Genomic DNA, 12385 nt, shown 5'->3' with positions numbered 1-12385 from the left:
TTCGGGCCAAATACTCCTGCGGGATTTGCGCGCGAACGCCTTAGTGCATGGCGCGACACCGCGTCGTACCTACAAGGCGGTCGCGCGCGCCTGTCCCAGGTGTTACTGGCCCGAAACAAACGTAGGAGCGAGCGCAGCTCGCGATGCGCCGCGCGGGCGGCGCTCGGTCTCATAGGCGCCGAAAGCCACAAGGCAGGCACCTGTCAGCTACACCTCGCTGCATTCTTTGCAGCTATGTCAATAAGACGCCACCACAATCGACACCCGGCGGTTCTCGGTCCGCCCGGCGCTGGTGCGGTTGTCCGCCACCGGCTGCGTGCTGCCCAGCCCACGGGTACGGATGTTCTGCGCCAGCATGCCAACGTCGATCAACGCGTTGGCCACACTCTGCGCCCGTCGCTCGGACAGCTGCTGGTTGTACGCCGCTTTGCCCGAGGCATCGGCATGGCCATCAACCCGCAAACGCTGAATACCCACGCCCAGCAAGGCCTTGCCGATCCGCTCGACGATCGCCTGGCTCGGGCCATTGAGCCTGTCCAGGTCGCTGCCGAACAGCACCTTGCCCGACAGGTCGAACGCCCAGCCCTCGTCGGTGGGGGCAAAGCCTTCACGCTTGAGCACGGCAATCTGCTCGGCGGTCAGCCCTTTTGGGGGCGTGCTCTGGCACCCAGTCAACGCCAGCATAGCCAGCAACATCAGGACGAACGAAAAACGCAAACGCTGTATCACGGTTCAACTCCTGTTCCTGAAATCGGCGGCGGACCGTTCCGTCTGCGCCGCTTGCCACTGGCCACGACGCTTGCGCTTGGCCTGGTACATCGCCGCATCGGCGGCATTGAGGAGGCTGGCAGGGTCGCTGCCATCATCCGGGTAATAGGCGATGCCGACACTGAGCGACGTGGTGAGGCTTTCGCCGCCCTCGAGCAGCATCGGCAACTGCATGCTGGCGATGATCTTCTCGGCGATGCGTTCGGCGTCCTCGCGAGCGTGCAGCGGGGTCAACAATACAGCGAACTCGTCACCGCCCAGGCGGGCCACCAGGTCGTGCTCGCGCAGCTGCGCACGCACGCGGTCGGCGATGTTGATCAGCACTTCGTCGCCCACGGCATGGCCGAGGCTGTCGTTGATCTGCTTGAAGTGGTCACTGTCGAGGAACAGCAACGCCAAATGGTCTTGCTGCCGTGCGGCGTTGCGTAGGCTGCGGCTGAGACGGCCCTCGAAGAAGGCGCGGTTGGGCAGGCCGGTGAGGCTGTCGTGGCTGGCCTGGTGAGCCAGGGTCGCGTTCTCGTTCTGCAGGTGGCTGTGCCAGACCTCCAGCTCATCGAGCAACGCGTTGAAGTCGTTGCCCAACTCGTTGAGCTCGGCAATGGGCGCCTCTGGCACCCGGCGGTCGAAACTGCGTTCGCGACGGGCGGCATGGGCCACGCTGGCCAGGCCGCGCAGGGGCCGAACGATGTCACCGAGCAAGCGCCGCGACAGGTACAAGGCGACGAAGGCACTGAGGATCGTGCAGAACAGGATGCCGCCCAGTCCGCTGAGCAGGAACAGCAGCAGGCTGCGGCCCTGGCCGATCAGCTCGATATGCCCGACCTTTTGTTGCTGGTGCAGGATTGGCAGGTTGATCGGCTCATCCAGCAAGGTCGTCGCCACTTGCGCCTCAAGGCGCCCGAGCACCCCTTCATCGCCGCGCTGCCAATGTGCCAACTGCTCCCCGTCGTTGTTGAAGACCTTGGCGTCCGCCACTTCTTCGGTCTTGGCGATCAGTTCCAGTGCCTCATTGGCCGCAGCGCTGTCGTCGAACACCACGGCAGCTTCGACGGTGTAGTTGATCGAACGGGCAATCAGGTGGAGGTTGTGGTTGGCGTATACACGCAGAGCCAACACGCCGAGCAGCGTCAGCGAGATACCGGCCAGGCCCACCGCCATCACGGCCACGCTGAGGTGGCCACGGCCGAGCACCGAGCGCAAGGTCGGGCGCACGCCGCGCTTCTTGTCGGCCTTGCTGGCTGAGCTGTTCATGGCCGGGCTTTTCATGGCATAGCTCCGCGACGCCGTGACAGCTGCAGCACACTGGGGTGGATACGCACGCCGGAACGCGCCACGGAATCGAGGTTTACCTCGAAAGCCACCTGCTGATCGCCGACGCGCAGGCAGAACAGGCTACCGACCGTGCACGGGTCGTCGGCTTCGCTGATGCTCAGTACCGGCTGGCCAGTGATGGCCTGAAACAGACGATCACGCTGGGCATCGTCGAGCTTGCCGATGTACACGGCGTCGCAGGCTTGGGCGACCTGTCGGTCGTCGGCCAGCAGGCGGCGTACCTGCAAGGGTTGGCCGGAGTTCTGCAGACTGCCCTTGATCAGGTCGTCGGCGTATTCGGTAGGGCCGACCAGGCACAGGCGCAAGGGTACTGGCTCGGTCGGCCAGCGCGCATAGCTGAGGATACCCAGGACCACCTGGGTCACCGCCCTGGCACGCTGCTGGGCCTGTGCGGAGGTGACCGAACCATCCGCCTGGGCAGGGCTGGCCAATAGCGACAGGGCAACTAGCAGCAGCGAAAGCGCACAGCCTGTCAACCGCTCCCTGGCGCCTGTCATGTGAGAATTCTCTCAAAAAAAACCTGTCTGAAGTCGGCGCAACGATAGCACAACGCTGGCTATCTGTAGGAACGGGATTGCCCGCTCCCATAGGGTCAGTCACAAGCCCCCGGTCAGACTTGCTCAAGCATCAGGCCGGAAATACGCCGTACCTTGCGCAGCACCGCTTCCTCGAAAATGCCCTGGCGCGGCTCGATCAGACTGAAGCAATGCTTGGCCCGGGTGATGCCGGTGTACACCAGTTCCTTGGTCAGCACCGGGTTGAGTGCATCCGGCAGCACCAGCGCGGTGTGGCTGAACTCTGAGCCCTGGGACTTGTGAACGGTCATGGCGTAAACGGTTTCCACCTCGTTGAGGCGGCTGGGCAGGACGAAGCGCACCCCACCACTGCCGTCGTTGCGCGGGAAGGCCACCCGCAGCAACGCTTCACCTTGCTCGTCTGGCAGGCGCAGGGCGATGCCGATGTCACCGTTCATCAAGCCCAAGCCATAGTCGTTGCGCGTGACCAGCACCGGGCGGCCCTCATACCACGGCTGCTGGCTGTCGATCAGCCCGGCATTGTGCAGCACGCGCGCCACCCGCTCGTTGAGGCCTTCGACCCCCCAGGCCCCTTTGCGCACAGCGCACAGCAGCTGGAAGTCTTCGAAACTGTGCAGCACCCTGCCGGCCCACTGCTCCCAGCGCGGATCGTCGAATGCAGTACCCGGTGCCGGGCGATAGCGGCCAATGGCACGCAGATAGCTGCGATAGCCCTGAGGCCCTTCATTACCGCGGTTGAGGCCGTCGAGAATCAGGCGATCAAAGGCCCGATCCTGCTCGCCGCGCAGCGCCAGGCCGAACACGTCTGCTGGCGGCATGCTCAGCAGGTCCCGCGCCGCCTGGGCCTCCTGGCGATTGACCAGGCGCGCCAGCTGGCCGATGCCACTGCCTTCACCAAAGCGCCTCGAGAAGCGCAGCATCACCACCTGCTGGGCCAACGGATTGCGTTGGGCATCGCCAACTTTCAGGCCACTGGCGGCCAGCGATTGGCCACCGAGCTGTTCCAGCCAGGCCTGGGTCGCGGGCGAATAGCACCCCTCCTCGGCATCCCGGCACAGGTCACCGAGCACAGCGCCAGCCTCTACCGAGGCCAGCTGGTCCTTGTCCCCCAGCAGAATCAGCCGCGCCTTGGGCGGCATAGCCTGAAGCAGGTTGGCCATCATCTCCAGGTCGATCATTGACGCTTCGTCGACCACCAACACATCCAGCGGCAGCGGGTTGCCGGCATGGTGACGGAAGTGCCGCGAGCCGGGGCGGCTGCCGAGCAGGCGGTGAACGGTGCTGACGTCGGTGGGAATCTGCCCGCGCACATCGGCACTCACTTGCAACCGTTCAACCTGCTGGCCGATGGATTCGGTCAGGCGTGCTGCAGCCTTGCCGGTCGGCGCGGCCAGGCGAATGCGCAGCGGCCTGCCCTGCTCTACCGCAGGCGCCTGCAGCAGCGCCAGCAAGCGCACCACCGTGGTGGTCTTGCCGGTACCGGGGCCGCCAGTGATGATGCTGAAGCCTGCGCGGGTGGCCAAGGCGCAGGCGAGTTTCTGCCAGTCCACCTGACCTGCCAGGGCACTTTCGTCGAACAGCTGCGCCAGGCGCGCGGGCAGGTCGGCCGAGGCCGCTTCGTCCTGATTCAGGCGTTGGCGCAGGGTCTGGTCGATCTGCCGCTCGTAGCTCCAGTAGCGACGCAAGTACAGGCGCTGGCCGCTGAGTACCAGCGGGCGCGCGTGCTGGCCCGGCGTATCGCCGGCAGCCACCAGCGGGCTGGCAGCTATACGCTGCAGCCAGGTGGGCAAGCCTAGGTTGGCCAGCAGCTGCGAGGGCAACAGCAACGGGCCGGTCAAGGCATCGCCTTCCGGCGGCAGTGACAGCGCGAAATCAGGCTCGGCGAGGGTCTGCTGCAGGTCGAGGCAGACATGCCCGTGGCCCAGCTGATGGCTGGCCAGGGCTGCCGCCAGCAACAGCAACGGGTCACTGCCTGGGGCTCGCTCTTCAAGAAAACTGACGAACGCCCGGTCGAGCGCACGCAGCCAGCCCCGCTCGACCCAGCGATCGAGCAACTGCACGAGGTCCGCACTGTTGTGCTGGGGGGCCAGGGCCAGCAGGTGCTCAGCGTGCAGTGGCGTAGGCAAGAGATCGTCGAGGGTTCGGCTCATGTCACGGCTCCGGCAAACAGGTCCTGCTGCTCGGGCGCGTGCACGCCACGGAACAGCGCATCGAGGGCCTCGATCAGCGCGCGTGGCGGCTTGGCGAAGTACACACCGTGGCCACTGCTGCTGGCGCCGCGCAGGAAGATGAACAGGGCACCGCCGATATGGTGGTCGTAATCGTAATCCGGCAGCCGTGCGCGCAACTGGCGATGCAAGGCCAGCAAGTAGAGCACGTACTGCAGGTCGTAGCGGTGTTCGAGGATGGCTTTTTCCATGGCCTGGGTGTCGTAGGCCTGGATATCCGGGCCGAGCCAGTTGGACTTGTAGTCCGCCACGTAATAGCGCCCGTCGAGCTCGTAGGCCAGGTCGATGAAACCTTTGAACATGCCGTTGAGCAGGGTCGGCTGCGCAGCCGGGCGTACTGTACCGGGGTGGGTATGCCGGGCCACCAGGCGGTCGAGCTGCTCGGCGTCGACGTTGTGGCTGGCGAACCAGAACTCCATCTCGATCTGGTAATGCTGCAATTGCCCAAGCGTCAGCTGCGAAGCACCGGCCGGCATGGGCTCGTTGAGCAGGCGCTGCAGCCATTGGCTGAGTGTCGGTATCCAGCCGGCCCAGTCGCGGCGGTTGCAACGCTGGCCAACGGTACGCTCGATGAGCTTGGGGTTGCCGGCGACTTCGGCAAAGCCTTCACGGCCGGCCCACTCCAGCAGCCCGTGGAGGAAGGTGCCCGGGTTGGGGCCGCGGGGGAAGCGATGGATGTCGCCCCCGTCGGCAGGCACTTCGCGGATCAGCTGGGTATCGGCCACTTCATCATCGAGCAGTTGCTGGGCCTGAGAGCTGTCGGCCCCGAGGGTCTGTTCGCCAACGCGCAAGGCACTGTAAGACGCGATCCACCAGTGCTCGGCGGCAGCCCGGCGTGGCTTGCGAGCGGGTAACAGCTCATGCTCGGCCTGGGATGCGCGGTAGTGCTCATCGCAGGCTTGCGGCAGGGCCGGGCAGGCAATATTCGCGCAGCCTGCCCGCAAGCTCTGCAGCCACGCCTTGAGGTGCTCCGAGCCAGGCAGGGCCAGGCCGCCACCGAGCAGGTAGCCAAGCGCCGAGCGGTGCAGCTGCGAGCTCTTCTGGTTGCCACGCTTGAGGTCGGCAACACCCAGCCAGCAGGCGTGCTGGGCACGCGTCAGGGCCACATAGAGCAGGCGCAGGTCTTCAGCCAGGCGCTCCTCGTCGGCCAGGGCGATCTGCGCGGCATCGGGGCTCAGCGTCAGTTGTGCATTGCCTTGGCTGTCGTGCCAGGTCAATGGCAGGCGGCTGCCGTCCACCGGCTTGCTGGTGCAGATGAACGGCAGGTAGACCAAGGGGTATTCCAGGCCCTTGGACTTGTGGATAGTCACCACCTTGACCAGCTGCTCGTCACTTTCAAGGCGCAGGATCTGCTCTTCGCCCACTTGGCCGGCGTTGGCCAGGTGCTCGGCCAGGTGACGGATCAACGCCTGCTCACCGTCCAGCTCGCCGGCTGCCTGCTGCAGCAATTCTGCGAGGTGCAGCAGGTTGGTCAGCACGCGTTCGCCATCCGTGCGGCCGATCAGCATGCGCGGCAGCTCGAAGTCGTGCAGCAAGTGCCGCAGCATGGGCAGCACACCCTGGCGCTGCCAGATTTCGCGGTAGCGACGGAAGCGCATGACCCAGCCCTCCCACACCCGCTCGTCCTGGTTCAGCTGGTCCAGTTCAGCCAGCGATAGCTCCAGGGTCAGGCTGGCCAGTGCGGCCTTGAGCAGGCGCTCGGAATCCGGTTCGGCGCAGGCCTTGAGCCAGGCCAGCAAGTCATGGGCCTCTTGGGCGGCAAACACCGAATCCTTGTCGGAAAGATACACGCTGCGCACATCACGGGCGGCAAGCTCGCTACGCACCAGTTGCGCTTCATGGCCATCACGCACCAGGATGGCGATGTCCGAAGGCTGGCACGGGCGCAGCTCGCCTTGGTCATCGCTGAAGCCGGTCACCCCACGCTGGCCGCCATTCAACACGGCAACGATGTGGCTCGCGCAGCTGGCGGCCAGCTGCTGCCGGTAGAGCGTGCTGGATACCGGCTCTTCGCTTTCCAGCTGCCAGCATTGCAACGCTGCACACGCCTCGCCATCGATCAGCAGGCGCTCGCTGCGGCCCTTGGCACGGACCTCGACGAAGGGCAACGGGTTGTCGTCGGCTTCGCGGAACAGGAAGGCCCCCTTGCCCTGCGCGCGGGCTTCGGCCTGCAGGAACACCTGGTTGACCGCCGCGACCATTGCCTGGCTGGAGCGGTAGTTGGTGTCCAGGCTGTGCAGGCGGCCGGCAGTGGCACGCCGGGCCGACAGGTAGGTGTAGATATCGGCGCCACGGAAGGCGTAGATCGCCTGTTTGGGGTCGCCGATCATGAACAGGCCAGTTTCCGGGTGATTCTCGCTGATGCGATAGATGCTTTCGAAGATGCCGTACTGGACTGGGTCGGTGTCCTGGAACTCATCGATCAACGCCACAGGGAATTGCTCACGAATCAGCGCCGCCAGGCGCTCACCCGATTCCGTGCCCAAGGCATGTTGCAGACGCAGCAACATATCGTCGAAGCCCATTTCGGCACGCCGGCGTTTTTCCACCTCGAAGCGCGCCGCAACCCAGGCCGCTGCGTGTTCGAGCATGCGCGCTTCCGGGCTGACCAGGGCCTGCAGCTGTTGCTGCAGGTTCTGCATGGCATGAAAGGCCGGATGGTCGGGCGGATCACCGGCTTTCCAGGCTTCAGCCATCCCCGCTGGGGTCAGCCGGGTAAAGCCGGTGCCCAGGTCGAGCTCCACCTCTTGTTCATCACCGGCCCAGGTTCGCAGTTTCTCGAACCAGGGCTCAAAGTAGCGCGCCTGCAGTTTGCGGCCATCGGCCTGTTTCGCGGCCACGGCGTCGCGGCAGATCTGCTGCAGCTCGTCCGCCCATCGCACCCACGGTGCCTTGAGTTGGCGCAACTGCTCGACCCGCTGTTGCAGCGCGGTATCGATCAGCGCTTGCGGCTCCGCTTCGTCCTGCTGTGCACGCACACAACCGAACAACGTGCGGATGCGCGGCAGCAGGGCATCGGGGCTGACCCAATGGCTGCGCACCCAGTTCAGCGCTTCGCCGTGCATGCCATAGCAGAAGCGCCGCCAGTAATCGCGCATGACCTGGCCGAGCAGGTCGCTGTGGTCGGTTTCCAGGCTCTGGGTAAACAGGCTTCCACTGTCGAAGGCATGCTCACGAAGCATGCGCTGGCACCAGCCATGGATGGTCGACACTGCCGCTTCATCCATCCACTGCACAGCGACTTCCAGGCGATTGGCGCAACGTAGCCAGTGCTCTTCGGCATAGTCGTCACGCAGCTGATGCAGTAGCGGGTCGGCACCTTCCAGCTCGCCGCGGAAGAAGCGCGCTGCCTCGGCAAGGCGGGCGCGAATACGCTCGCGCAGCTCCTTGGTGGCGGCATCGGTGAAGGTCACCACCAGAATCTGCGGTGGCAGCAGTTCGCGGCCAAAGCCTTGCTCACCGCCGTGGCCGAGGATCAGGCGCAGGTACAGCGCGGAAATGGTGAACGTCTTGCCCGTGCCGGCACTGGCTTCAATCAGCTGGCTGCCATGCAGGGGAAAACTCAGTGCCAGGGGGCGGGCCTGGGTCATGCTTCACTCTCCGGATTGCCCTGGGCTTGCCAGGCAGCGCTGAACAGGGGGCGATACAAGGCTTCACACCAGCCTTCGAAGGTTTCGTCGGCGCTGAGCGCGGCGTAATCGCGGAACTGCCGGGCCAGGGCAACACTTTCGCTGCGCTCGCCGAAACTGGTACGGCCATCTCCCTCATAGGCACGGGTGGCGGCTGCCAGGGCCTTGTCCGGATCCTCCTGAGCCAGCCAGGCAAAGGCGGTCTTGGCAGCGACAGGCAGCGGCGCATTCATTGCGGCCTGGCGCGCTACCAGCAGGTGCCCCAGTTGTTCGGCAGCCTGAGCCTGTGGCAACGGGCCGAGCAGCAGGGTGATGTCACTGGCCAGCAATGCGCTGTGCAGGGGATAACCGGCGGCGCAGGCGGCCAGGTGCATCACCCAGCTGGCGATCAGGCGGTGCCACTTGAGGTTGTTGCGCCCGGCGCTGATGGTGTTGGGCACCGTAGTGATGCTCAACAGGCTTTGATCGTCGGCTTGGTAGACCCGGCCCAGCCAGCCTTCAAGACGGTGGTTGGCATGCTCGAAATGGATCGGCAGCGCGCCGTCGACCACTGTTGGCCAGCGCTGCAACAGTTGGCGATGACGTTGCAGTAGATCGGGCAGAGGCTGAATCAGCTCGGCTTGCAGCAGTTCGCCGAAACCCGCCAGGGGTAGCATGCCGCAGGCTTGCAGGCGGCGGGCCTGGGCTTGCAGCGCCCGTTCGGCATTGTCAGGGTCGCTCAGGGCTGCGCTCAACAGGCTTTCGCTGGCGCTATAGCGCTGCAAGGCATCGAGGACGAATGGCTCTTCGTCTGGCGTGGGCGCTTCCAGGGCTTCGAAGAACACTTTCAGGCGCTGGCTGAAGAAGTGCCGGACGGGGTGACGCAAGAAGTCCTGCAGCTGGGTCAGCGTCAGCGCTTCATCGCTGACGTAAGGTGGCAGGCCGAGATCGGGTTGCTCGTCATCGGTGGTTTGCTGGTGCAACAATTGCCACTCATGGGCATAGCTGAACAGCGCACTGCCTTTCTGGAAATAACGCGCGCTGAAAGGCTGTAGCGGGTGCTCCTGGGTCAAGGCGGGCAGCAGTTGCTCGCCGCCAGCATGGCCCTTCAGGCGCCAACCAGCAGCCAGGTGGTCGCGCAATTGACCGATCAGCACCGAGGCCGGCCGCTCACTGTTATCACGGATGCTGCGGCCCACCCAGCTGATGTAGAGCTGGTCACGTGCCGACAGCAGCGCTTCGAGCAGCAGGTAACGGTCGTCCTCGCGGCGCGAACGATCACCGGGGCGGTAGTCGCTGGCCATCAGGTCGAAGTCCAGCGGCGGCTGGGCACGCGGGTAATCGCCATCGTTCATGCCCAGCAGGCAGACGACGCGGAAAGGAATTGCCCGCATCGGCATCAAGGTGCAGAAATTCACCGAACCGGCGAGAAAACGCTGGGACAGCTTGCCTTCGTCGAGGCCCGACAGCCAGGCCTCACGGATCACCGTGAGTGGCAGCTGGTCTTGCAGGCCTACGGTTTCACAGACTTCAAGCCAGCTATCGCGCAATTCCTGCAGTTGCATCAAAAGGTATTCGTCGTGCTGCTCCTCGGCGAGGAAGAACACCTGTAACAGAGCGTTGAGGCGTTCGCCCCACTCGCTGGCCGTGGCGGGCTGGGACAATGCCTCGTTGGCCACTTCCAGGGCATCGAGCAGCGCGACCAAGGGGCCGATCAAAGCGGCGTCCAGGCCGCCGATTTCATCGTAGGGTTCGATACCGTCGCAGCCCTCTCCCATGCCCACGGCGTAACCCAGAAGCATACGCCGCAGACCGAAGCGCCAACTGTTCTGCTCCAGCCCCTGGGGCAACCCAAGGGTGGCACGCTGGTCGGCGTTCAACCCCCAGCGAATGCCTGCGCCTTCGATCCAGCGGTGCAGGGTAGGCAGGTCGCTTTCGCGGATGCCGAAACGCGCACGGACCGCCGGAACGTCGAGCAGGTCGAGCACTTCACTGACCGCGAAGCGGCTGTCCGGGAGCTTGAGCAGGTGCTCAAGGGCAATCAGCAGGGGGTCGCGCCCACGCTGGCCCTGGTCGGTCAGGGTGAACGGAATGTAGCGCGGGTCGTTGCGCAGCAGTTGGCCAAACACCGCACGGATATGCGGCGCGTAGGTGTCGATTGCCGGGAGCATGACGATGACGTCTCGCGGGCGCAACGTGGGGTCGGCGCTGAAGCGGGCCAGTAACTGGTCGTGCAGGATTTCCACTTCGCGCTGTGGGCTATGTGCCACGTGAAAGCGCACGGAACGGTCCTTGGTCAGGTCGACCTCAGGCCAACGTTCGCGGGTTTCTGCGAGCGGACGCAGTTCGAGAATATCGTCCTGCAGCTGATTCAGCAGCGTGGTGGGCTGGCCTTCACTGAACAGATCGATGCGCCCGTCGCTGAACACGCCTTGATAGCTGCCGGGGTCGTCGTAGCTGTCCAGCAGGTTGATGTAATCGCGGCCTTGCTTGCCCCAGGCGGCCAGCAGTGGGTGGGCGTGTTGATGCAGCGACTCGTCGTCCATTTGCAGGGGCATACCTTGCTTGCGCTGCTGCCGCTTGTACTGGTGGCGTAGCAGGTCCTTGTCGGCAACGATGTCGGCCCAATGGTGACGGCAAGGGTTATGAACGCAGAGCAATACCTGGCTGAAACGGGACAGGCCGGCAAGTGCCTCCAATGCCTGGGCAGGCAACGAAGAAATACCAAACACGATGACCCGCGAAGGGAGCCCGTGGGGTGCGGTTTCCAGGCTGTTGATGCGTTCGATGAAGCGCTGATGCACCCCTGCCCGGCTCTGCGCCATGCCCTGTTCACCGACATCCTCGAGCAACGCTCGCCACAGTTCGGCCTGCCAGCGGTTACCTGGAGCGAGTGGTTTGCGCTCACCGCGAGCGGTATTGATGATGTGCTCGCCGGATGCCCAGTCCTTAAGCCAGTCGGCGCGGTAGACCTGGTATTGGTCGAACAGGTCGGCCAGGCGCTCGGCCAGCTGATAGCGCTTGCGCAGGTCATTGTCATCGGTGAGGAAGCGGCGGAGTGGTTCGAAATGTGGGCGCTCGATCAATGCGGGCAGCAGGCGCATCAGGCGCCAGGTCAGCGGTGCCTTGTCGAGCAGCGACACTTCAGGGATTTCGTCGCGCCCGAGCACCTTGCGATACAACTGCCACATGAAGCTACCGGGCAGTTGCACATCGATGGCAGCTGCAATACCGCAGCCACCCATGTCATCTTCCTGAGGGTCTTCGGCAAGGGCCAGCTTGAGCCATTGGGCAATGCCATTGCTCTGTACCAGGGCGATTTCGTTTTCCAACGGTGCCAGCGGATAACGGCGCATCCAACTCACTACCAGGCTGCGCAGGTCGTCCAGGCGGTTGCCGTGGACGATCATGAAACCGGGCTGCAGCGAGGTGGTGTTGGGCATGGAGAAATCCCTGGGAAGAGAATGGGGAACGATATCACGGCTGGCTGCCGATGCTGCCCCGAGTAAAAGCCAGAAAAGACAAAACCCCTACCTGCGTGCGCAGATAGGGGTTTTGCGAAATGAATCTTGACGATGACCTACTCTCACATGGGGAAACCCCACACTACCATCTTAAAGAGCGTTTGGTTAAGAGCTTTTCGTCTCAACCGAGGCGCGCATTCTACGCTTTCCTCATTTCGTGTCAAGCGTTTATTTTGAAGTTTTTTCCGAGAAATTCGTTTAGCTTCAAACACTTGACTCACTGCGATCACTCGCTAGCGGGAGGCGAATAATACAGCGTTTAAAACCGCTGTCAACCTTCATCTCAACCGCTATCGACCTTTCGATCGAAGCCCCTCTAGCACCATCTTAACCACCTAACTCATTGAATCTCAAGGAGTTTGTCGTTCCGATGTCGCTGGAAGTGGGGC

The 12385-nt window shown here is 64.0% G+C and carries 6 protein-coding genes; all 6 read right to left on the bottom strand.

Going from position 1 to position 12385, the window contains the following annotated elements:
- Positions 1-237: 237 nt before the first annotated feature.
- Positions 238-729 carry an OmpA family protein gene (locus BGP85_RS17150; protein ID WP_103448974.1) on the bottom strand — a complete coding sequence of 164 codons (492 nt, stop codon included), beginning with the start codon at positions 727-729 and terminating at the stop codon, positions 238-240.
- A 3-nt stretch (positions 730-732) separates the two neighbouring features.
- A complete protein-coding gene (locus BGP85_RS17145; RefSeq protein ID WP_374755322.1) occupies positions 733-2034 on the bottom strand; it encodes a diguanylate cyclase domain-containing protein in 1302 nt (433 codons plus the stop codon).
- Complete coding sequence (locus BGP85_RS17140) at positions 2031-2597, bottom strand: YfiR family protein (protein WP_103448972.1); 567 nt, start codon at positions 2595-2597, stop codon at positions 2031-2033. The genes BGP85_RS17145 and BGP85_RS17140 overlap by 4 nt, the downstream gene beginning before the upstream one ends.
- A 113-nt stretch (positions 2598-2710) precedes the next feature.
- Positions 2711-4786 (bottom strand): exodeoxyribonuclease V subunit alpha, encoded by a 2076-nt coding sequence (gene recD, locus BGP85_RS17135; protein WP_103448971.1) that lies wholly within the window; start codon positions 4784-4786, stop codon positions 2711-2713.
- Positions 4783-8454, bottom strand: coding sequence for an exodeoxyribonuclease V subunit beta (gene recB / locus BGP85_RS17130; protein WP_103448969.1), 3672 nt, complete (start codon positions 8452-8454; stop codon positions 4783-4785). Before recB ends, recD begins: the two co-directional genes overlap by 4 nt.
- Complete coding sequence (recC, locus tag BGP85_RS17125) at positions 8451-11915, bottom strand: exodeoxyribonuclease V subunit gamma (RefSeq protein WP_103448967.1); 3465 nt, start codon at positions 11913-11915, stop codon at positions 8451-8453. Before recC ends, recB begins: the two co-directional genes overlap by 4 nt.
- Between the last annotated feature and the right edge of the window lie 470 nt (positions 11916-12385).

The sequence above is a fragment of the Pseudomonas putida genome, assembly GCF_002906855.1.
Lineage (GTDB): Bacteria > Pseudomonadota > Gammaproteobacteria > Pseudomonadales > Pseudomonadaceae > Aquipseudomonas > Aquipseudomonas putida_N.
The sequence above is the reverse complement of the archived record's forward strand: the minus strand, read 5'-3'. Positions and strand labels throughout refer to the sequence as shown.

Bases quoted from the DNA above. Each gene is read 5' to 3' on its own strand.
- BGP85_RS17145 (WP_374755322.1), bottom strand. From the start codon at position 2,034: ATGAAAAGCCCGGCCATGAACAGCTCAGCCAGCAAGGCCGACAAGAAG.
- BGP85_RS17140 (WP_103448972.1), bottom strand. From the start codon at position 2,597: ATGACAGGCGCCAGGGAGCGGTTGACAGGCTGTGCGCTTTCGCTGCTG.
- recD (WP_103448971.1), bottom strand. From the start codon at position 4,786: ATGAGCCGAACCCTCGACGATCTCTTGCCTACGCCACTGCACGCTGAG.
- recB (WP_103448969.1), bottom strand. From the start codon at position 8,454: ATGACCCAGGCCCGCCCCCTGGCACTGAGTTTTCCCCTGCATGGCAGC.
- recC (WP_103448967.1), bottom strand. From the start codon at position 11,915: ATGCCCAACACCACCTCGCTGCAGCCCGGTTTCATGATCGTCCACGGC.